Origin of the sequence: Micromonospora sp. NBC_01405, from assembly GCF_045040155.1 — a bacterium.
Taxonomy (GTDB): domain Bacteria; phylum Actinomycetota; class Actinomycetes; order Mycobacteriales; family Micromonosporaceae; genus Micromonospora.
This window is the reverse complement of sequence record NZ_CP109532.1, coordinates 2,963,222-2,983,430: the sequence shown is the minus strand read 5'-3', so window position 1 is coordinate 2,983,430 and position 20,209 is coordinate 2,963,222. Positions and strand designations below refer to the sequence as shown.

The following is a 20,209-nucleotide window of genomic DNA, read 5'->3' as shown; positions in this document are numbered from 1 at the left end:
GTGGAGGAGGAGGTGGAGGTGGTCCCGCACGCCCGACCAGGTTGATGCCGCCGTACACCGTCCCCGCCTGAACGACAGCCTCAGCATCGCCTGACGACTCGTTGTGCGCGGTGTGCACGCTGCTCCTCCCCTGCGAGTTGCGAGCTATGGGGAGCTGGGTTGAAGCTGGGCTGCGTACGTTCGATAGGGGACCGACGCCGCGACGGCGGCGTCACGCCAGAGGTTGGCCTGCACGATCTTGTCCGGCTCGCTGATCAACTCGCCGGAGACGAACCGTCCCTGCTCGTCGTAGTACATCGCCACGAGCCGCGTGGAGTCGAACAACCAGTAGTCGTAGTGCGGCAACGCTGCCGGCCAGCCGTCGCCGGAGACCATGATGAGGCGGACGTCCTCGCCCGCCTCGACCGTGTGTTCGTAAGCCCATCCGCATTCGAACCGGACGTATTCCGAGACTGGTTCGGTGATGACATGGACCCGGTGCATGCGCTTGCCGGCCGACACCGCTGCCCGCACGGTGTCACACCAGGCGGCGATCCCGGGAAACTCCCCGCGAGTCTCGCCCGCCAGGAACCGGGCGAACTCATCCTGCTCGTACGACACGTCGTACCGCTGAAGAGTCTCCAGCCGGTAGGCCGTGTAGCGGAAGTCGCGGAACAACTGGTTGAACTCGGCGTCATCCAGCGACGTGAACGATCGGGTCAACCCTCGCTCACCGCTGCCCGGACTCGCGGTAGCGCTCGATCGCGCCGAGCACCACATCGGCGGAGATTCGCACCGCACCCTCACCGGGAAGGACGTTCTCCAACTCGCCGAAGGTGTCGCCGTCGACCAAGTGCCCCTGGACGACCAGCTCTCCACTGTCCGCGAGGTAGACCGTCGGACAGCCGTTGCCACCCGACCCGGGGTCCTTGTAGAGCTTGGTCAGCTTCACCGCGACCTCCTTCGAGACTGACGCCATTCAGTGCCGTAGGTGAGGACGGTAGTGCGTAGCGTAGTGACCGAACAAGTCGCTATCGTGTATCCGATCTTCGTGACCCGGGGGCACGCAACTCGCCATAACGCCCACGTCCAAAGGGGTCGCAGGGTGCGGACCGGATTGACTGGCCGGATCGCGGATGGGATTCGCCGTCTTGTTGGTTTTCGCGCAGGCCGGAGCCGGCCGTTTGGAGGTGGACCGACGGTGGACCCGCTCATGGTCACCGCGGCGACAACGCTCGTCGCGTGGACGACCACCGAGCTCGCCCAGGGCGGCCGGACGGCAGTGTCCGCGCTGATCGACTTCCTGCGAGACCGATTTCGGCGCGAGCCCGAGGCCCGGGAAGTCATCGAGGGCATGCTCCACCAGCCGTCGCAGGACACCGCTCGCGCCCTTGCCCAATTGCTGGATCGCGAGGTGCGACGCGACCCGGCGTTCGGTGCAGAGTTCCAGGCCCGATGGGAACAGGCCAACGCGGCCGTCGCAGCGGGCCCGGACAGCGTGGCGAACTCCATCTCGGGCGATGTCAGCGGGCCCGTAGTGCAGGCCCGCGACATCCACGGGGGTATCTCGTTCGGCGGGCCGTGAAAGTGGATGGCAGCGGCCGGAGTCGTTCGCCCGCCCCGACCGTCGACCCACACCGAGTCCTCTGGCAGGTGCCCCGGCTCCCGAGAAGGGAGCCGGGGCACCTTACTGCCGCATCGGTACGGGAGGCTGCGTTAGTTGCTCTTGAGGGAGTGGATGAAGCTGCGCCAGCCCTGGGCGTCGAAGGCCAGCGTGGGGCCGAACTTGTCCTTGCTGTCTCGGACGGCGACCCCGTCGCGGAGGTCCGCCACCTCGACACACTGGCCGTTGGCGTCGCTTCGGCTGCTCTTGCGCCACACCGCGCGTGACCGGTCCATTGCCGCGACTCTCCCTACGTCATGTCCTTGGCGATGGCGGCGATCAGCTCCCGGGACTTGTTGACGCTGAGCGCTGCCGCGTGCAGGTGAGTGTAGGCAAGCGTAACGCGCCGCAAGTCATCCTCGCGTTCGAGATAGGTGTCTCCCGCCTGGCTCACCACGTACACGACTGGGCTGTGGATGTCCTCGGGAAACTCCAGGATCGAGAAGGAGCCCACGGTGCCGGGGTGCCACCCCTCGCTGAACGGCAGTACCTGAAGCTCGATGTTCGGCCGGTCGCTCATCTCGATGAGGTGATGGAGCTGGGCGCGCATCACGTCTGGGCCGCCGGTCTGACGACGCAGCACGCCCTCATCCACGATTCCCCAAAACTTCAACGCCGGCTCTTCGGAAAGGCAAGCCTGCCTGGTCATGCGCACCTCAACCCGGCGGCGTGCTTCCTCGCTCTGGCCTGGCCATGCGGCACTGGCAATTGCGTAGGCGTATGCCTCGATCTGGAGCAACCCCGGCACAACAGCCAGCTCGAAGTTCCGTACTGCGTTTGCTGCGGACTCCAACCCGATGTACATGCTGTAGGGGTTCGGGAGTTGACCGAACTTCGCCCACCAACCGCGTTCCTTGCCCTGGCGCTGGAGGTCGAGGGCGGTTTGCCGTATCCGGTCGTCGCTGACGCCGTAGCGGGTGAGCATCACGATCACGTCGGCCCGGCTGACGCCGACCACCCCTGATTCGATCTTGTAGATCTTCGACTCCGAGCAGCCCAGCTCGGTCGCGATCTCCTTGTGTGAGACGCCGGCTGCCTCGCGGAGCCGGTGCAGCTCCCGGCCGAGCTGCCATCGCGCGATCGTCGGGCCGCTTGCCCTTGCCACGTCTACCTCCAGGGTCGCGAACACCGCCAGTGTTCTCCCCTCCACCTCAGAGATCAAGGCACGCGGAGCGAGCCATGTCTTTCCATGGAAACTTTCCATGGAAGCCTAGACTTCTCGGGTCGGATTTGTCACTCTCTGCTTGGAAGTCACTACGCCTCCGGGAGGTTTCATGGCTCGGCACGCGAAGAACCCGACGCGCCCCGGTCTGCTGTCGAAGCTCTGGCCGTTCAAGCACTGTCGGGCGAGCCCACTCGGCCGCCTGGGTCCGGCGACGAGCTATCCGAAGCGGGCAGGGGCTTACCGGGCCATCGGCGTGGCCCGAGTGACCTACCTGCCGGAACGGCCGTTGCCGGTCCTCGCAGGGAAGCACCGGGCGGGGTGCTGGTCGTGACGGCGCGGCGGAAGCCCGAGCGCGAGGACCGGGGCGAGCAAATCCAGGCGGCGGAGCGGGAGGCTGCCCGGCAGCGGATTCTCGCCCAGGCCGAGGCGGAGCGGATACCGGCCGAGGAGAGCACCCGGGCAAAGCCGGACCGGCGGTGGCGTAGTGAACAGCGGTGACCTGCTGCCGGTCGGTCGGCGGGTGGCGTACTGGCGGGGGCGGCGGAAGCTGTCGCAGCAGGTGTTCGCCGATCGGCTCGGTAAGTCGAAGTCCTGGGTCGACAAGGTCGAGCGGGGTGTCCGGTCGCTGGACAAGGTGTCGACGTTGCGGGACATCGCCGCTGCTCTACGGATCGATACCGCCGTGCTGCTCGGCCGGGACGTTCAACCCGCCGTGGTGGCCGAACGGGCCGAGGGGGTGGAGCGGATTCGGGAGGCCCTGTCGACGTACGAGATTGCTTTGGGGCGGCCGGTGGCCCGCCGTGTTGTGCTGCCGGTCGACCGGTTGGCCCGGGATGTCGAGCACGCGTGGGTCATGTTTCAGCATGCCCGGTATCCGCAGGTGATCGCCGTGGTGCCGGGCCTGCTGGCCGGCGTGCAGCGGGTCGTCGCCGACGATTCCGGGTGGGGTCGCCCGCTGCTGGTGGGGGTGTATCGGCTGACCGCGTCGCTGCTGGTGAAGCTCGGCGAGGTCGAGCTGGGCTGGCTGGCCGCGGATCGGGCCATGGCTGCCGCGACCGGCGATCCCGTGTTGGTGGCCGCCGCCGTGGTGCAGCTTGGCCAGGTGTTCCGCGCTTCGGGGCGGGCGCGGGCGGCGCTGTCGGCGACGCTGGCTGCCGCGTACCGAATCGCCCCGCCCGATCCGGACGGCGGCACCCCCGGCGCGTTGTCGTTGTGCGGGACGTTGCTCGTGCAGGCCGCCCTGGCGGCGGCCCGCCGGGGCGACGACCACGCCACCGCCGAACTTCTCGACGAGGCCGCCGGCATGGCCGCCCGGGTAGGAGACGGCCACGACCATCACCGGACCGCGTTCGGGCCGACGGCGGTCGACCTGGCCCGTGCCGCCGCAGCCCTCGACCTGGGCGACGCGAGCGAGGCGGTTGCCTGGCACGAAAAGACGACCAAGCGGGACGCCTGGCGGTGGCTACCGGTGGAACACCGGGCAGCGCACCTGGTCGATGCCGCCCGCGCGTACGTCCAGGCCGGCGACCCGGTCAGCGCGGGCCGGGTGTTGGTCGATGCCGACCGGATGGCACCGGCTGAGGTGCGCCACCGGCCGGCCGCCCGGGAGGTGCTCGCCCAGGTGGCCCGCGACCCGCACGCCCCGGCCACGATCATCCAACTCGCCGCCGCCCTCGGGGTGACCTGAGCATGACCGCGCCGTTCCTGTCGTTGGCCCAGATCCGCAACCGGCTGATCCTCACCGCCCGAGCGATCCTCCGCGACCACCGGACCGGCCCCGACGGCCGCTGCCGGGTCTGCCGAACCCCGCACTGTCGAGTGGCAGCCGCCGCCCGCAACGTCATCCGCGCCGCCGAAGAAGTACCGCAGCGAAGTGCAGCAACCCCGCCGACCGCAGACGGGCAGTAACTCGTTCGGGCGCTCAGTCAGCGTGAAACGGCGGCTGGCGGTTTCGGCTGATCCTGAGCACGTATGAAGTTGGTGGCATCGACGGTGGCGCTGACCAGCGCGCATGTCGTCGCGGTGAGGGCGAGCCAGAACGCCACGGTGCTCTTCCAGTCCTCGGCGATCCTCACCGTCACGACCTCGCCGGCCTCCGAGGCCTCGCCGGAGTGCTTCCCCCGAGGGGCCGACCTGCCCGGATCCGGTTGACGACGCCAGCCGAAGCGGGCGAAGAACTTGGCCCAGGTGTGGTTCGACCGGCCGCAACCGAAGATCACCCCGTTGACCTTCCGGCCGCACCGGCCGCCCTGCTGGGTGGTCACGCCGCACGTCGTCGGCGCCTTCACGGCGAGCACCCAGGCCGGGATGGCGATCATGATCGACGCCGACCAGGCAAGGCTCATGAGGTCGAGCGTCACGAGGTAGTAGACGACGCCGACGATGGCCAGCGCCTCAACGCCGAGCATCAGCAGGGCGTAGTCCCGCTTCAGCATGTGAGGCCTCCGAGTGGTCGAGGAGAGTGACGATGTCGAGGAGTTCGGTGCGGAGTCGGGCCAGCTCGGCGGCGGTGATGCCGAGTTCGTACGAGTGGTGGTGACCGGCGCGGGACAGCGCCCACCACAGATAGCTGGCCCGGTGCCCGAGCTCGGGGCCGGCGTAGTGGGCGAGCAGCAGCAGCTTCGGCCGCTGTGCCCGGGTCAGCCCGATCTCCGGGCAGACCCGGGCCCAGTACCGGTCCATTGCTGCTTCCAGCTCGTGGCGCAGCAGCCAGGCGCACGCTCGGGGCCAGGCTCCCCGCGCGCCCCGGATGATGCTGGTGAGCATGCGGTCGGCGGCGGCGAGATATGGGGACGTCGTCATCGCAACCGCCTTACGAGCGTGGCGGTGTTGTCGACCATGGTCTGGAGGGGCATGGTCCGATGACCGTGGACCGCCTGCGCTACCGCCTTGACCGTCCGGGTGGCCTGCGCGCCGTAGTCACGGTCGAGCCGAGCGAAGAGGTCCGACCGGGACACGATGCGGCCGAAGATCCCGAGGCTGAGCCGATCCTGGACGGCGTGTGCCCCGCTGAGCCCTTCCTGGATCTGGTGGTAGGGCGTGCCGCTCTGGTGCTGGGCGGCCCGGTAGCGATCCATGCTCACCGACTCGATCGCGGACCGGCAGAACCCGGCCACCATCAGGTACTTCACCTCGTCCCGGATCTCGGCGGCGACCAGGGCGCGGGCATCGTCGAGGTAACGGTCTGCCGGATCGGAGACCGGGCGGACCTCGACGATCGAGCCCTCTCGGCGAGTGACCTCGCGGACGTCGGCCTCGATGTCGAGCCGACGGATCGCTTCCGGCAGCCGGTCGTCGTGGGTGAACACGATGACCTGCCGGGTCAGGGCGATCTCCCGCAACACCTCGGCCAGGCCGTCGATCTTGGTGGGGTCCATGCTCTGCACCGGGTCGTCAATGATCACGAACCGGTGCGGACTGGCCTCGGCGCAGGCGCGGGGCAGGAAGACCGCCAGCCCGAGGGCGTGCAGCTCACCCTGACTCATCACCGCGAGGGCGTTGGTCTCGACGCCGTCAGCGGCGACGGGAAACAGGACCCGACGGGTGTTGTTCACTCCTTCCATCCGCAGATTGCGCATCTCGACGTTGCTCTCCTGCCGCAGCTTCTGCCAGATCCGGTCCGACTGCACGGCGAAGTCGGCCAGTCGATCGACGCGCATCGCCTTGTCGGCGTCGTCGAGCGCCGTCCGGGCCTTGGTGAGCAGGGCGAGGGTCGGCGCTTCGGCCCGCACCAGGGTCGCGGCGTCGACCCACCGCCGGATCGCGGCACCGGGCTCGCGCCAGGCGTCGTGACGCTGGGCGAGCCAGTCGGCTGCCGCCGATGCGAGGGTGGCGTGCGCTGCGACGACGCCGGGCCAGGCGGCCGGGTCGGCACCGAGCATGGCGAGAGCCTCGCGCATCGCCGTGGTCTGCGCGGAGAGATGGGGTGCCAGCGCGGTGGCGGCTGGTGCCAGGAGCCGCCCCACAGCGCCGGCCAGCCCGTCGACCTTCCGGCGGGCGTGCACGTGGGCCTGCTCGGCCCTACGCGCCGCTTCGGCGGCTGCGGCCAGCCGGTCGAGTTCCTTCTCCGCCTGCGTACGCCAGTCCTGGTCGAGGGTGCCGGCCTGGCACACCGGGCAGGGGCCGTCGCCCCGGTCGTGGTGCACGTCGAGTGCGGCCCGCAGCAGGTGGGCGCTCCGGTCGGCGACGCCACTGTCGGTGGCGCTCACCTGCCGCACCGCCGCCTCGGCCTCGTCCAGCGCGGCCAACGCTGGACCGAGGTCGGGGAGGTCCTGCTCGGCGAGCCGCCGCGCGGCTGCCGCTGCGTGCTCCTCCGACGCGGCGGTGTCGCTGCGGGCGAGGTCGGCCAGCCTGGTCAGGTCGGCCCGGCCGGCCTGCGTGCCGAGGGCGCTCAGGGCGTCGCGGGCGCGCTCGTCGTCGAGCCTGCCGAGCTGTTCGCGCAGCTCGGTGAAGGCCGCCTTGAGCGCCTTTGCCCGGTCGTCGTAGGCCTTGCGCCGCAGCCTCAGCCGGGCGTCGGTGTCGCGCAGCGCCCCGAGGCCGAGGATCGGCGCGATCGCGTCGTACAGTTCGGCCGGCGTGGCGGTGATGACCCGTTCGAGATCCCGGGCGGACAGGAACGGCCGGTAGCGGGCGGCCTGACCGAGCCACTGCGGCACCTGACCGGGCAGCATCGCGGCGCCGCCGATGGTCGTGGTGACCGTCGCGCAGGTCAGGTCGGTGGAACCGGCCGGCCAGGTGCGGAGGGTCGTCACCTGCTGGCCGGAGTCGAGCCGGAGGCTGAGGCGGATCTCCGGTGCGCCGTCGTGGTGCAGGTTACGCCAGCCCTCGCGGAAGGCCGACGGGCGCTGCGCCCAGCGCGGGGAGTCCTCGGTCAGCGCGTACTCGATGGCCTCGGCGAGGCTGGACTTCCCGGAACCGTTGCGGCCCACGAAGACGGTGAGCCCGGTCTTGGGCAGCCGCCCGACCGTGACATGCTGGCCGATTCCGCGGAAGCCGGCGACCCGGATCTCCTCCAGGAACGCCTGGGGCTCGGCACCGCCCGACTCGCCGGGCTCGGGCGACGGCGGCAGGCCCTCACCCCGCAGCACGGCGTCGAGAACCTGCTCGCCGTGGAAGGCGGCAAGGACCAGGTCGCCGACCTCGCGGGGCACCTGGGACCGGTGAAGGCGGTCGGAGAGTTCCTGGTAGAGCGTAAGCGTGTCGTCCATCAGACCCCCTGATGTTGTTGGCGCATCGAGGGAATCGCAGATCGGTCGCCTACACTGTCCTACCTACTGTTATCCGGGGATAACAGTCATCGGGTCTATCTGACTACCTCGGCTCTCATATCGTGACCGCCAGAGCGAGGAGGTGAGCCATGGAGCCGGAATTGATGTCACAGCGCGAGATCGCACTGCTCGCACGCGTCAGCAAGCCAGCGGTCACGACCTGGCGTCGGCGGCATTCCGACTTCCCCGCACCCAGCTCGGGCGATCACGGCCAACCGCTCTTCTCCGCAGACGCGGTCGTGGCCTGGCTGCTCCAGACCGGGCTCGGCCACGCCGAACCCGCCACCCTGCGCGCCGAGCAGTCCATGCACACGCTGGCGGCGTTCGCCAGGCGGCACGGCGGCCGGCGCACGGTCGTCGTCCTCGGTGCCGCGCTGTGCCTCCGCCACCTCGCCCGCCGGGCGCTGCCAGCCGATCCCCTGCCGCTGGCCCGCCGCCTCGATCCCGAGGACGACTTCCTGTTGCGCGAGCTGGCCGACGCGCCTGAACCTGCCAGGCTCGCCCAACTGGTCGAGCAACTGATCGAGGGTGCCTACGACCCCTGGCGCAGCTATCGGTTTCTGCTCAGCTCCGCCAACCGCCTCGGCTGGCCAGAACTGACGGCGGACGCACTCGCCCCGGAGGCGGTCACCCTGATCCGTCGGGTCGCCGATCTGCCGACCCGGGTCCGCGCTCACGGCACCGTCACCATCGCCGACGCGAACGCGGGCAGCGGCGACCTGCTGACCGCGCTGGTAAGCGATCAGGACCGCGACAACCTGCGCGTCAACGCGTCCGCCGCCAACGAGGAACTCGCCCGCCTGGTCCGCCGACAGTTACTCCTCGCCGAGTTGCCCGAGTTCCACTTCGACGTGCGCTCCGACGAGCTGAACGAGGAGTTCGCCGAGCCGGACCTCATCGTCACCCGGCTCCCCTACAGGCCGACTGAGAGTCGTGACGCCCTCACCGATCTCGACCGGGTCGAGGCCATCGCCGATCTGCTCGCTCCGGGCCGCACGGCCATCGTCGTCGGTCCCGCCAGCAGCCTCGTCGATAAGCTGCGGGAGGGACCGGCAGTGATGCGCCGAGCGGCGCTGGTGCGCAGCGGCATCGTCGAGGCAATCGTGCAGCTACCGGGCGGTGTCTATCCGGCCAGGCCCGGCTATCCCGCCGCGCTGTGGCTGCTGACCCGGGAGCCGATCCCCACCACCAAGGGTCGCGTGCTGCTCGCCGACCTCGGCGGCACCGCGCTCGACCAACCCACCATCGAGTCCGCGGCGGAGGACATCCTCCTCTGGCGGGCCGAGGGGCACCGCAGCGACGGCCACGATCCGCGGACCGGCCGGATCGTCTCACTGGAGAGCCTCGACCTGTATCGGGGTGCCGCACTCCGGCCTCCGGGTCCGGCGTCGGTCACCCTGCGGGCCCGGCTGGCCGCCGACCGCCCCGCGCTCGTCGGCGAAGTCGAGCGCCGTCTCACCGACGCCGAGCAAGAGGCCATCCGGTACGCGGAGGAGCACGGCCCCCTGAACACCGGGGCGGCGCAGCGCGACGGAGTCAGGCCGAAGGAGCTTTCCCTCGGGGCGCTACGAACGGCTCGCCGGGTCCGCCAGCTTGCCGGGCACCGCCTCCGTCCTGAGCATGTCGGACCGCGTGGTCACCACCGGGTCATCGGCTCGGCGGAGGTCCTAGCGCAGGCGTCCGGGCGCTGGATGGACCGGCTCGTGCTCGCTGCGCACTACCCGCACGTCGCCTTCACCGAACCGGGTGATCTTGTGGTCACCAGCGTCCCCCGGTTCGGTGTCTTCGTCGACGACGGCGGCTTCTCGGTGATCGAGTTCCCGGCCTGCGGCCTGCGCATCTCTCCCGGCGAATCGTTGACCCCCCGGGTGCTACGGGCCCTCCTCGCCACCGCCCGCAACACCGCACGCAGCCCCGGCGCAGTACGCGGCCCGCGACTTGCAGACGCCACGATCCCCGACCTGAGCCGGGACGAGGCGACCCGCCTCGACGAGCTGCTGCGCCACCTGGAGGAACGCGAGCGTCTGCTCCACCGGCAGGCCGGCCTCCTGGCCGAGTTGCGCGAACTCACCGTGACCGGCTTCGCCGACGGCACCCTCACGACTCTGTACGGTACGAACTCCTGATCGAGAGAACGGAACACACAAGTGCCACCACGTAAACGCGCCACCGGGCAGGCTGAACTGTTCGGCGTGTCCAGCACCAAGCAGATCCAGGACATCCTGTGGAAGGCCGCCGACAAGCTGCGCGGCTCCATGGACGCCGCACAGTACAAGGAGTTCGTCCTCGGCCTGGTCTTCCTCAAGTACGTCTCGGACGCGTTCGCCGAACGCCGCGACCAGATCGAGGCCAGCCTCTCCGACATCCCGGAGAACCGCCGCGCCGCCTTCCTCGACGAACGCGACGAGTACGCCAGCGCCAACGTCTTCTGGGTCCCGGAGACCGCTCGGTGGGACTACCTGGTGGAGAACGCGCCCAGCGGCGTCGGCGAGCTGCTCGACGACGCCATGGACGCCATCATGCAGGAGAATCGAGCGCTGAAGGGCGTCCTCCCGAAGATCTTCAACCGGGACAACGTCGACCAGAAGCGGTTGAAGGAACTCGTCGACCTGATCAGCGACGCCCGCTTCACCGGCCACGGCGATCGCAAGGCGCAGGACGTCCTCGGCGAGACGTACGAATACTTCCTGGAGCGGTTCGCCCGCGCCGAGGGCAAGCGGGCCGGTGAGTTCTACACCCCGTCCAGCGTGGTGCGGATTCTCGTCGAGGTGTTGGAGCCCTACGAAGGCCGGGTCTACGACCCGTGCTGCGGCTCCGGCGGCATGTTCGTTCAGTCGAAGAAGTTCGTGGAGAAGCACGCCGGGCGAGAACACACCCACGACATCGCCATCTACGGCCAGGAAGCCAACGAGCGCACCTGGCGGCTGGCGAAGATGAACCTCGCCATCCATGGCATGGACCCGGTGGGCATCGGCGACCGCTGGGGCGACACGTTCGCGGACGACAAGCACCCGGACATGCGCGCCGACTTCATCATGGCCAACCCACCGTTCAACATGAGCGACTGGGCCCGCCGCGAGTCTGATCCGCGCTGGCGCTACGGCACGCCGCCGCAGAGCAACGCCAACTACGCCTGGCTTCAGCACATGCTCTACAAGCTGGGCGACCGGGGCAGCGCGGGCGTCGTCCTCGCCAACGGCTCGATGTCCTCCAAGCAGTCCGGCGAAGGGGAGATCCGCAAGGCCATGGTCGAGGCGGATGTGGTGGCCTGCATGGTCGCCCTCCCGCCGAACCTGTTCCGCACCACCGCCATCCCCGCCTGCCTGTGGTTCCTGACAAAGGACAAGTCACCGCAGGGCGCGAAAGCGCTGGCCGACCGACGCGGCGAAATCCTCTTCATCGACGCTCGCGCGCTCGGCACCATGGTCGACCGCACCGAGCGCCTCTTCACCGATGACGACATCGCCAAAATCGCCGACACCTACCACGCCTGGCGCGGCACCAATTCAGCCAAGACTAAAGGCCAGACGTACGATAACGTGCCCGGCTTCTGCTACTCCGCCAAGCTCGACGAGGTAGTTGCCCACGACCACGTCCTCACCCCCGGCCGCTACGTCGGTGCCGCCGAAGCCGAAGAGGACCCGGACGCCGAGCCGCTCGCCGACCGTATCGAGCGACTCACCAAGGAGCTGTACGACCACTTCGACGATTCCAACCAACTGGAAGGTGCAATCCGTGACCAGTTGGGGAGGCTGATGTGACGGCAACACTCTTCGAGGCACCCGCACAGTGGCAATGTGCCACTCTGGCCGAGTTATGCAGCGCTGAAGGTGGTGACATCCAGACAGGACCATTCGGTAGCCAGCTACATGCCTCGGACTACGTCGAACACGGCATTCCAAGCGTCATGCCCCAGAATATTGGCGACAATGTAATCCACCCTGAAGGCATTGCCCGTATCACTTCGGAGGATGCCCGGAGGCTTTCTCGCTATCTCTTGACCGAAGGCGACATTGTGTACTCGCGTCGAGGTGACGTCGAGCGGCGGGCTCTCGTCAGAGCGAATCAGGAGGGCTGGCTTTGCGGCACCGGATGCCTGCGGATTCGTCCGGGAGCGGCCGTAGATTCCAGGTACCTATCCTACTACCTAGGCCATCCGGAAGTTCGCCGATGGATTGTTCGTCACGCCGTCGGGGCAACCATGCTGAACCTCAACTCCAAAATTCTAGGCGAGGTTCCAGTACTGGTCCCACCACGAGTAATACAGAAAAGCGTCGCCGCCCTGCTCGGCGCTATCGATGACAAGATTGCGGTCAACGACCGCATCGCTGAGACCACTCACATGCTGGCCGCTGCCGAACACGCTCGCGTAGCACAACAAGCCGAGCGAGCATGCACCCTCGGCGATGTGATCGAGTTATCTTATGGGAAGGCGCTTCCAGCAGCGCAGCGCCGCCCTGGGCCGGTAGCCGTTTATGGTAGCGGCGGCCCTTCAGGCTGGCACGACCAGTCTCTGGTACGCGGTCCCGGAATCATCGTTGGCCGCAAGGGCACCGTCGGCTCGGTCTACTGGTCCCACCGCGACTTCTTCCCGATCGACACCACTTACTACATCAGCGTGACTGACGACCGACTCACCACTGAGTATGTGTACTTCCTGCTGACCCGTCTGGGTTTGAGCGAGATGAACTCCGACTCAGCCGTCCCTGGTCTAAACAGGTCAAGGGCGCTAGCCATTCCGGTGCATCTGCCCAACGGGGAGACCATCGCTGAGTTCACCGAACGCGTTCGACCGCTGTTCGCGGTGCGAGAGCAGATGGCCCGGGAAAACCAAGCGCTCACCCAACTGCGGGACACATTGTTGCCGGGTTTGATGTCAGGGCAGCTGCGGATCAAAGACGCCGAGCATGTTGTCGAAGTAGCGGTCTAGGTAAAAAGGGTTCATGGGGAGGGGCTGGGATGGGGTTGGACGGGCGAATGAACGAGGCGGACTGGGAGGCGCTGGCGCTGGAGCAACTCGGCGAGCTTGGCTGGGAACCCGGAGAAGGGAAGAACTTCGCGCCGGGCTCCGGGCAGCGGCGGAACTGGGCCGATCTGGTGCTCTTCGAGGACCTTCGGGCTGCCATTGAGCGTCTCAACCCCGACCTGCCCCCCACAGCGGTCGCCGACGCGGTGCGGGCCGCCACCGACGAACGCTCCGGGGCCGCATTCGACGAGAACCGGGAGGCGCACAAGCGGCTGGTCCACGGCATCCACTCGATCGTCTACACCGACGCGTACGGTGCCGAGCACAACCCCACCGTGTGCCTGGTCGACCTGCACGACCCCGCCCGCAACGTCTACCGGGCCATCGACCAGGTCACGATCATCGACGGTGACTTCCGGCGGCGGCTCGACGTGGTGCTCTACCTCAACGGGCTGCCGGTTGCCATCGTCGAGCTGAAGAACGCCGCCGACGAGAACGCCACCCTCACCGGCGCGCACGCCCAACTCCAGACGTACCTCGCGGAGTTTCCGCTGGCGTTCCGGCACGCCGTGCTGTGCCTGATCTCCGACGGGATCACCGCGAAGTACGGCACCCCGTTCACCCCCTACGAGCACTTCGCGCCGTGGAACGTCGACGACGATGGCGATCCCGTCGACACCACCGCACCCGACTATGACGGCCCGGAGGCGCTGATCGTCGCCCTCCACGGCCTGTTCAACCAGCGGCGTTTCCTGGAGCTGGCCGGCGGCTTCGTCAACTTCACGCCAAAAGGTAAGCGGATCGCCAAGGCACACCAGTACTTCGCGGTCGTCCGGGCCGTCGAGTGCATCGTGCGGGCCTCGCGCAGTGACGGGAAGGCGGGCGTCGTCTGGCACACCCAGGGCTCCGGCAAGTCCGAGGAGATGGTCTGCACGGCGGCGCTGACCAGCCGTCAACCCGCGCTGAAGAACCCGACCATCGTGGTGCTCACCGACCGCACCGACCTCGACGACCAGCTCTACGGCACGTTCCAGGACAGCCAGCTGCTGCTCGGCCAGGAGCCGGAGCAGGCCGACACCCGCGCCGATCTGCGGGACAAGCTGTCGAACCGGAATGCCGGCGGCATCATCTTCACGACATTGCAGAAGTTCGGGCGTACGAAGGAAGAGCGGGAGGCCGGGCGGGCGCATCCGCTGCTCTCCGACCGGCGCAACATCCTGGTGATCGTCGACGAGGCGCACCGCAGCCACTACGACAGCCTCGACGGCTACGCCCGCCACCTGCGCGACGCGCTGCCCTACGCCACGTTCATCGCCTTCACCGGCACCCCGATCGCCAGCGCCGAGGTGAACACCCGTGCCGTCTTCGGTGACTACATCGACGTATACGACCTCAAGCGTGCCGTCGACGACGAGGCGACCGTGCGGGTCTACCACGAGCCGCGGATCATCCCGGTGTCGCTGCCGCCGGACATCGACCCGGACAGCATCGACGAGCAGGTGGAGACGCTCACCGCCAGCCTGGACGACGCCGAGCGGCGCAGGGCCGAGGCGTACGCGGCCACCATGAACACCATCTACGGTGCCCCCGACCGGGTCGAGACCCTGGCGAAGGACCTCGTCCAACACTGGGAGAAGCGGCGCGAGCTGATGAAGCCTCAGCTCGGCGGGCCGGGCAAGGCGATGCTCGTCTGCGCGACCCGGGAGATCTCCGTCCTGGTCTTCGATGCCATCAAGAAGCTGAAGCAGCGGGAGGGCTGGGCGGACCCGGCCGTCGACAAGGGCAAGATGAAGATCGTCTTCCACAGCGCCCCGAGCGACGAGGAGATGTTCCGTCCGCATCACCTGCGCCCGTCGCAGCAGAAGATCGTCCAGGCCCGCGCCAAGGACCCGGACGACCCGCTGGAGCTGCTCATCGTGCACTCGATGCTGCTCACCGGCTATGACGCGCCGCCGATCCACACCATCTACATGGACCGGCCGATGAAGGGCGCCAACCTCATGCAGGCGCTCGCCCGGGTCAACCGTCGCTTTCGGGAGAAGCAGGACGGGCTGCTGGTCGGCTACGCCCCGCTGACCGAGAACCTGCGCAAGGCGCTCACCGAGTACACCCCGAGCGACCAGGAGGACCAGACCCTCGGCAGGCAGATCGACCGGGCGATCAGCGAGGTGCACAACGAGATCTCCGCCATCGAGGCCATGTTGGCCCCGGTGAAGTGGCGGGCGATCCTCGACGACGAGAAGATCCCGGCCCGCTGGCTCCGGGCGGTGCGGAAGACCGTCAACTTCCTGCGCGATCCGCGCACGCCCGGCAACGCCGTCGAGCCCGGCACGAAGCCGCTGCACCAGCGGTTCCGCGACTCGGCGGGCCGGCTGGAACGGTTCTACGCGCTTTGTGCCAGCGACAACGACTTCGTTGATCGTGCTGGCGACATCCAGCGCCTGCGCCGCGACATCCATTTCTTCCGTGACGTCCGGGTCTGGATCGTGAAGGAGGAGGCCGCCGACCGGGAGGCCCGGGGCCTGCCCAACACGGCTCAGGTCAAGCGCTACCTGTCCGCGCTCGCCGCCGAGGTGGTCGACGCCGCCGACATCACCGACATCTACGAAGAGGCGGGCCTCGGCAAGCTCGACATCACCGAGCTCAACGAGGTCGCGTTGCAGCGCCTGCGGGACTCGGAGACCCCGCACCTCGCCGTCTCGGCGCTCCGTCGGCTGATCGAGCAGAAGATGCGTGAGGTCACCAAGCACAACGTGGTTCGTCAGGAGCGCTTCTCTGCTCAGCTCGAAGACTTGATGAACCGCTACATGCGCCAGCAGTTGACCAGCGCGCAGCTCATCGTCGAGCTGGTCGAGCTGGCCAAGCAGGTGTCTGCGGACGCCCGGCGCGGCCACCAGTTCGACCCTCCGCTCAACCACGCCGAGCTGGCCTTCTACGACGCCGTCGCGCAGAACGGCGCGGCCACCGAGCTCATGGGCATCGGCACCCTGGCCGAGATCGCCCGGGAGCTGGTCCGGTCGATCCAGTCGTCGATCACGGTCGACTGGTTCTCCCGTGAGCCGGTGCGCGCCAAGCTCCGCAGCCACATCCGCCGGCTGCTGGCTCGCTACGACTACCCGCCGGACCACGAGCGCGCCGCCGTCGACCTGGTCATCCGCCAGATGGAGACCTTCGCCAACGAATGGGCTCCGGGAGGGCAAACCGCCCGGCGGTGACCGGAAGCCGCCCCTTCTCCAGCGGGTCAGGTATTGCGGGAGTGTTTGACGGGCTGGCCAGGCCGCGTCACAATCGGTGTATGACACCTGTACGACAAGAGCTGCCGGCCCGTGCCAGCGGAAAGGCTCGCAAGTCAGCCAAGCGTTCGGAACGGGGGAAGGGGCGAGACGCGAAGGCCGGCACCAAGGTCGCTCAGGTCCGCCTCCAGCCGGACGAGGTGGCCAACCTGGAGATGGTGGTACGGCACCTCAACCTCGGCTCCACCTCCGAAGCCTTGCGGGAAGGTCTCCGCCTCCTGGTTCGTGAAGCAGCGGAAGAGCAGGCAGCGGAGGAGATCCGCGCCTTCTACAACGGCGAGCCGGCCCCCCGTCCCGCCGGAGTCATCCCCGCCACCGAGGCCGAGCTCAAGGCAGCGGACGACGCTCAGTGGTAGGTGCCGACACAGCCCTGCGAGGCGAGGTGTGGGCGTGCGCGCTGCCTCAACCTCTCGGGCCACACCCTGTGGTCGTGCTGACCGTCAACCGCATAGCCCTGCCCCTGTCGTCGGTCACGGTCGCGCTGGTGACGGGCACCGCCGGGCCGACCGCCACCCATGTTCCGGTCGGGCGCGAAGCCGGCCTGACCAAGTACGACCAGTCGTACGTGAACTGCACCGACCTGCACACTATCGACAAGCCTCGCCTGCGCCGACGACTCGGCAGGCTGGCCCCGGCAGAGCTTCGCCGCGTCGAGGAGTGCGTCCGACAGATTCTCGGCCTGTAGTCGTCCGCTCGTCGTCCTCGCGGTCGGCCAGCAGCAGGCCGAGGGGCGACACGGGTGTCAGGTGGCTGGCTGGTCGGTGCCGGGAGCCGCGACCGGCAAGCCCACCGAAGCTGCGATGTCCGCCATCCGCTTGTCGTAGGTGACCAGCACGTCGAGCGCATCGCCGAGAACCTGGGCACTCGCCACGTGCAGCGCGTCCAACGTCCGGATGCCGGTGGGGAGAGCTGCCGCGAGATCCCGGACCTCCTCGGTCAACAGGATCTCGGTGAAATTTCGTGCCAGCATCTGCATGGCGTCCGGATAGTCTCCGATCCGGTCGAGGGTGCGTACCGTCTCGACGAAACCCACGGAGCTGATCGCCATCGGCACACCAGCGCGGTTCTCCAGGAACTCCTGCAGTTCGGTGGCGTAGGTGCGCCCGGAGAGCAGCGTGATCAAGGCGGACGAGTCGAGGTAGATCACCGCTCATCGTCCTCTCGGTCGGCCAGCAGCAGATCGAGGGGCGACACATCGGGCGGTACGTCGTAATGGGGCAGCCGGTCGATGTCGCTCGTGGTGGTCGCCTTGAGGCGGATCACCCCTTTGGCCACCAGGGACGCGTATCTGCCGAGCGTCCCCCCACCCGGCAGCAGCACGGCGATCACGCTGCCGTGCCGCGTCACCTCGATCGTCTCGCCCCGCTCCACCCGGGCGAACATCGCGCTCGGGTTGTAGGAGAACTCGCGCACGGACACGGTGCTCACGCCACGCCTCCCTTGTGCCGACAACGCCAACATTGTACCCACAAGCGGCGGTCAGCTGAGCGAGGCGTACACGTCGATCAGCCTCTGCGTGACCACGTCGGGGTGGAAGGTGCGCTCGTAGCGGGCGCGGGCGGCCGGGGCCAGCATCGCCGCGCCGGCCCGCGCCACCGGCAGCGCGGCGGCCATCGCGGCCGGCTCCGGGGGCACCACCCAGCCCGCCTCGCCCGCCTGCACCCCCACCGGCAGCGCGACGCGCCCCTCCCCAGGTGCCGCGGTGGCGACGGCGGCCGGGCCGGTGCCGGCGGGCTCGCGCGGGCCGTCCGCGCCGAGGAGGTACGGGATGCCGCCGAGGGCGGTGCCGAGCACCGGCCGCCCACTGGCCAGCGCCTCGATGATCACCGTGGGCAGCACGTCGTGCCAGGTGGAGGCAGCGATGATCACCGCGCTGGCCTCGATCGCCGCGCGCACCCCGGCGCGGTCCAGCGACCCCAGGTACGTCACGTCGGCGCGCTCGGCGGCAGCGGCCTCGGCCAGCGGGCGCAGTTCGCCGTCGCCGGCGATGCGCAGCGGGCCGAGTGAGCCGTCCGGGTGCCGCCGCCAGGCGTCCAGCAGCAGGCCCAGCCCCTTCTCCGGGGAGAGCCGCGCCAAGTACAGGAAGCCGTCGCCGAGCGGCGCGGGCGCGCCCGGGTCGGGGATGCCGTTCGGCTTCACCACGATCCGGTCCGCCGGGACGCCGTAGTCGCGCAGGTGGTCGGCGACGGCGCTCGTGAGGGCGATGAAGCGGTCCACCGACTTCCAGGTGCCCCGGTGCACCGCGAGGGTGGTGGCCATCAGCGCGCTCTGCGCCCGCGAGCCCCGGTAGCAGCGGTGCACGATCGCCGGCACGCCGAGCGTCCGGCCCCGGCAGTCCTGGCAGATCATGCCGTCGCGGAAGTACAGCCCGGAGGAGCAGACCTGCCGGTAGTTGTGCACCGTCTGCACGACCGGCACGCCGTGCTTGTGCGCGGTCCGCACCACCCAGGGCGAGAGCAGCGGGTACGGGTTGTGCAGGTGCAGCACGTCCGGCCGGTGCTCGGTGATCAGCCGGCTCAGCTCCTGCTGCGCCCGGGGGGCGTAGATCGGGGAGACCGGCAGCAGGGCCTTGGCCGACTTCGGCATGCTCGGGATCTCGTCGGAGCTGCGCAGGAACGGCAGCACCTCGACCCCGGCCGCCGTGAGCTGGGCGATCTCCGCGTCGACGATCGTGTTCTCGCCGGAGGGCTGGGCCTCCCGGTACCGGTTGTGCGCCACCACGACTCTCACGGGAAAGAAGGCTACCGTTGCCTGATGCCTGAACTTCCCGAGGTGGAAGCGCTCGCCGGCTACCTGCGGGAGCGCGCGGTGGGGCGGCGCGTCGACCGGGTCGAGGTCGCCGCGATCAGCGCCCTGAAGACGTACGAGCCGGCGCCGGCCGCCGCGTCGGGCCGTACGGTGACCGACGCCCGGCGGCACGGCAAGTTCCTCGCCGTGGTCTTCGACGACGACCTGCACCTGGTGGTGCACCTGGCCCGGGCTGGCTGGCTGCACTACCGGGAGGCGTTTCCCTCCGGCGGGCCGCTGCGCCCCGGCAAGGGGCCGATCGCCCTGCGGGTCCGGCTCGACGACGGCTCCGGCTTCGACCTGACCGAGGCGGGCACCCAGAAGAAGCTGGCCGCGTACCTGGTCACCGACCCGGCGGCGGTGCCCGGGGTGGCGAAGCTCGGCCCGGACGCGCTCGCCGCCGACCTGGACACCTTCGCCGGGCGGCTGCGCAGCCGGCGGGGGCAGGTCAAGGGGGTGCTGACCGACCAGACGGTGCTGGCCGGGGTGGGCAACGCGTACTCCGACGAGATCCTGCACGCCGCGCGGCTGTCCCCGTTCGCGCTGTCCGACCGGCTGACCGACGAACAGGTCGCCGCCCTGCACGAGGCGACCGGCCGGGTGCTGGGCGACGCGGTGTCCCGCTCACTGGGACAAAAGGCGGCGGAGTTGAAGGGCGAGAAGCGGTCCGGGCTGACCGTGCACGCCCGGACGGGGCTGCCCTGTCCCATCTGCGGCGACACCGTGCGGGAGGTCTCCTTCGCCGATTCCAGCCTCCAGTACTGCCCCACCTGTCAGACCGGCGGCAAGCCCCTCGCTGACCGTCGGCTGTCTCGCCTTGTACGCTGAGTGACGACGAGGGGGTGTTACGGAGTGGAATCGCCGGGCGAGCCCCGATCCTCCCGGTCCGCGCCTCTACCGGGGCCGCCATCCATCGGTATAGTGGCTCGGTCCCCGGCTTTCGCACCTGAGGTGAAGCCGGCCGGATCCTGCGCGGCACACCGGGCGAGAAGTCCCTCGGGTCTACATCCGGTGCGGACCCCGCGTGGGAAACTGAACGGTGGGCGACCCGAGCCCTCACTGCGAGTGAGTGGCGCGTGTCATGCGGGA

21 protein-coding genes are annotated in these 20,209 nt (G+C 69.1%); 11 read left to right on the top strand and 10 right to left on the bottom strand.

Going from position 1 to position 20,209, the window contains the following annotated elements:
* Nucleotides 1-144: 144 nt before the first annotated feature.
* Together OG559_RS12520 and OG559_RS12515 are read right to left on the bottom strand one after the other, a co-directional pair.
* A complete protein-coding gene (locus tag OG559_RS12520; RefSeq protein ID WP_405115347.1) occupies nucleotides 145-702 on the bottom strand; it encodes a DUF6879 family protein in 558 nt (185 codons plus the stop codon).
* 7 nt (nucleotides 703-709) lie between these two features.
* Nucleotides 710-931 (bottom strand): hypothetical protein, encoded by a 222-nt coding sequence (locus tag OG559_RS12515; protein ID WP_405115345.1) that lies wholly within the window; start codon nucleotides 929-931, stop codon nucleotides 710-712.
* Nucleotides 932-1,180: 249 nt separating this feature from the next.
* Here OG559_RS12515 and OG559_RS12510 point away from each other — a divergent pair, with 249 nt between their 5' ends.
* Nucleotides 1,181-1,564, top strand: a complete 384-nt coding sequence (locus OG559_RS12510; protein WP_405115343.1) for a hypothetical protein — start codon at nucleotides 1,181-1,183, stop codon at nucleotides 1,562-1,564.
* A 131-nt stretch (nucleotides 1,565-1,695) separates the two neighbouring features.
* Here the strand turns inward: OG559_RS12510 and OG559_RS12505 are convergent, their stop codons facing one another.
* Entirely contained in the window at nucleotides 1,696-1,878 is a 183-nt protein-coding gene (locus OG559_RS12505) for a DUF397 domain-containing protein (RefSeq protein ID WP_405115341.1), read from the bottom strand.
* A 14-nt stretch (nucleotides 1,879-1,892) separates the two neighbouring features.
* Nucleotides 1,893-2,771 carry a helix-turn-helix domain-containing protein gene (locus OG559_RS12500; protein WP_405115338.1) on the bottom strand — a complete coding sequence of 293 codons (879 nt, stop codon included), beginning with the start codon at nucleotides 2,769-2,771 and terminating at the stop codon, nucleotides 1,893-1,895.
* 363 nt (nucleotides 2,772-3,134) lie between these two features.
* Here OG559_RS12500 and OG559_RS12495 point away from each other — a divergent pair, with 363 nt between their 5' ends.
* From OG559_RS12495 to OG559_RS12485, 3 genes are read left to right on the top strand one after another with little or no spacing between them, the layout of a single operon-like run.
* Nucleotides 3,135-3,305, top strand: a complete 171-nt coding sequence (locus OG559_RS12495) for a hypothetical protein (protein WP_405115336.1) — start codon at nucleotides 3,135-3,137, stop codon at nucleotides 3,303-3,305.
* Nucleotides 3,292-4,494 (top strand): helix-turn-helix domain-containing protein, encoded by a 1,203-nt coding sequence (locus OG559_RS12490; RefSeq protein ID WP_405115334.1) that lies wholly within the window; start codon nucleotides 3,292-3,294, stop codon nucleotides 4,492-4,494. Before OG559_RS12495 ends, OG559_RS12490 begins: the two co-directional genes overlap by 14 nt.
* A 2-nt stretch (nucleotides 4,495-4,496) precedes the next feature.
* On the top strand, nucleotides 4,497-4,715 hold the full coding sequence (locus OG559_RS12485) for a hypothetical protein (protein ID WP_405115332.1): 219 nt from the start codon (nucleotides 4,497-4,499) through the stop codon (nucleotides 4,713-4,715).
* 17 nt (nucleotides 4,716-4,732) lie between these two features.
* Here OG559_RS12485 and OG559_RS12480 read toward each other — a convergent pair whose 3' ends face one another.
* Genes OG559_RS12480 through OG559_RS12470 form a run of 3 tightly spaced genes read right to left on the bottom strand, consistent with a single transcriptional unit; the run spans nucleotide 4,733 to nucleotide 8,014 of the window.
* A complete protein-coding gene (locus tag OG559_RS12480) occupies nucleotides 4,733-5,242 on the bottom strand; it encodes a hypothetical protein (RefSeq protein ID WP_405115330.1) in 510 nt (169 codons plus the stop codon).
* Complete coding sequence (locus OG559_RS12475) at nucleotides 5,202-5,609, bottom strand: hypothetical protein (protein WP_405115328.1); 408 nt, start codon at nucleotides 5,607-5,609, stop codon at nucleotides 5,202-5,204. The genes OG559_RS12480 and OG559_RS12475 overlap by 41 nt, the downstream gene beginning before the upstream one ends.
* A complete protein-coding gene (locus tag OG559_RS12470; RefSeq protein WP_405115325.1) occupies nucleotides 5,606-8,014 on the bottom strand; it encodes an AAA family ATPase in 2,409 nt (802 codons plus the stop codon). The genes OG559_RS12475 and OG559_RS12470 overlap by 4 nt, the downstream gene beginning before the upstream one ends.
* A 149-nt stretch (nucleotides 8,015-8,163) precedes the next feature.
* Here OG559_RS12470 and OG559_RS12465 point away from each other — a divergent pair, with 149 nt between their 5' ends.
* The 6 genes from OG559_RS12465 to OG559_RS12440 all read left to right on the top strand — a co-directional run bounded on the left by OG559_RS12465 (nucleotide 8,164) and on the right by OG559_RS12440 (nucleotide 17,018).
* The gene (locus tag OG559_RS12465) at nucleotides 8,164-10,200 is read left to right on the top strand and encodes an SAM-dependent DNA methyltransferase (protein ID WP_405115323.1); all 2,037 of its coding nucleotides are present in this window, start codon (nucleotides 8,164-8,166) and stop codon (nucleotides 10,198-10,200) included.
* Nucleotides 10,201-10,221: 21 nt separating this feature from the next.
* Nucleotides 10,222-11,835: a type I restriction-modification system subunit M gene (locus OG559_RS12460; protein ID WP_405115321.1), complete on the top strand. Its 1,614-nt coding sequence runs from the start codon at nucleotides 10,222-10,224 to the stop codon at nucleotides 11,833-11,835.
* Nucleotides 11,832-13,004 (top strand): restriction endonuclease subunit S, encoded by a 1,173-nt coding sequence (locus OG559_RS12455; protein ID WP_405115319.1) that lies wholly within the window; start codon nucleotides 11,832-11,834, stop codon nucleotides 13,002-13,004. Before OG559_RS12460 ends, OG559_RS12455 begins: the two co-directional genes overlap by 4 nt.
* Nucleotides 13,005-13,033: 29 nt before the next feature.
* Nucleotides 13,034-16,255 (top strand): type I restriction endonuclease subunit R, encoded by a 3,222-nt coding sequence (locus tag OG559_RS12450; RefSeq protein ID WP_405115317.1) that lies wholly within the window; start codon nucleotides 13,034-13,036, stop codon nucleotides 16,253-16,255.
* A gap of 80 nt (nucleotides 16,256-16,335) precedes the next feature.
* Entirely contained in the window at nucleotides 16,336-16,689 is a 354-nt protein-coding gene (locus tag OG559_RS12445) for a hypothetical protein (protein WP_405115315.1), read from the top strand.
* Complete coding sequence (locus OG559_RS12440) at nucleotides 16,683-17,018, top strand: type II toxin-antitoxin system PemK/MazF family toxin (RefSeq protein WP_405115313.1); 336 nt, start codon at nucleotides 16,683-16,685, stop codon at nucleotides 17,016-17,018. The genes OG559_RS12445 and OG559_RS12440 overlap by 7 nt, the downstream gene beginning before the upstream one ends.
* Before the next feature lie 57 nt (nucleotides 17,019-17,075).
* On the opposite strand, the gene OG559_RS12435 is transcribed toward OG559_RS12440, so the two are convergent.
* The 3 genes from OG559_RS12435 to OG559_RS12425 are packed head-to-tail and all read right to left on the bottom strand — an operon-like array spanning nucleotide 17,076 to nucleotide 19,063.
* Nucleotides 17,076-17,480 (bottom strand): type II toxin-antitoxin system VapC family toxin, encoded by a 405-nt coding sequence (locus OG559_RS12435; protein WP_405115311.1) that lies wholly within the window; start codon nucleotides 17,478-17,480, stop codon nucleotides 17,076-17,078.
* Entirely contained in the window at nucleotides 17,477-17,761 is a 285-nt protein-coding gene (locus tag OG559_RS12430; RefSeq protein ID WP_405115309.1) for a type II toxin-antitoxin system Phd/YefM family antitoxin, read from the bottom strand. The genes OG559_RS12435 and OG559_RS12430 overlap by 4 nt, the downstream gene beginning before the upstream one ends.
* A 51-nt stretch (nucleotides 17,762-17,812) precedes the next feature.
* Entirely contained in the window at nucleotides 17,813-19,063 is a 1,251-nt protein-coding gene (locus tag OG559_RS12425) for a glycosyltransferase (protein ID WP_405115307.1), read from the bottom strand.
* A 24-nt stretch (nucleotides 19,064-19,087) separates the two neighbouring features.
* Here OG559_RS12425 and OG559_RS12420 point away from each other — a divergent pair, with 24 nt between their 5' ends.
* Entirely contained in the window at nucleotides 19,088-19,948 is an 861-nt protein-coding gene (locus tag OG559_RS12420; protein WP_405115305.1) for an Fpg/Nei family DNA glycosylase, read from the top strand.
* Nucleotides 19,949-20,209: the final 261 nt, after the last annotated feature.

Bases quoted from the DNA above. Each gene is read 5' to 3' on its own strand.
- OG559_RS12475 (WP_405115328.1), bottom strand. From the start codon at position 5,609: ATGACGACGTCCCCATATCTCGCCGCCGCCGACCGCATGCTCACCAGC.
- OG559_RS12485 (WP_405115332.1), top strand. From the start codon at position 4,497: ATGACCGCGCCGTTCCTGTCGTTGGCCCAGATCCGCAACCGGCTGATC.
- OG559_RS12445 (WP_405115315.1), top strand. From the start codon at position 16,336: ATGACACCTGTACGACAAGAGCTGCCGGCCCGTGCCAGCGGAAAGGCT.
- OG559_RS12480 (WP_405115330.1), bottom strand. From the start codon at position 5,242: ATGCTGAAGCGGGACTACGCCCTGCTGATGCTCGGCGTTGAGGCGCTG.
- OG559_RS12450 (WP_405115317.1), top strand. From the start codon at position 13,034: ATGGGGTTGGACGGGCGAATGAACGAGGCGGACTGGGAGGCGCTGGCG.
- OG559_RS12420 (WP_405115305.1), top strand. From the start codon at position 19,088: ATGCCTGAACTTCCCGAGGTGGAAGCGCTCGCCGGCTACCTGCGGGAG.
- OG559_RS12465 (WP_405115323.1), top strand. From the start codon at position 8,164: ATGGAGCCGGAATTGATGTCACAGCGCGAGATCGCACTGCTCGCACGC.
- OG559_RS12505 (WP_405115341.1), bottom strand. From the start codon at position 1,878: ATGGACCGGTCACGCGCGGTGTGGCGCAAGAGCAGCCGAAGCGACGCC.
- OG559_RS12470 (WP_405115325.1), bottom strand. From the start codon at position 8,014: ATGGACGACACGCTTACGCTCTACCAGGAACTCTCCGACCGCCTTCAC.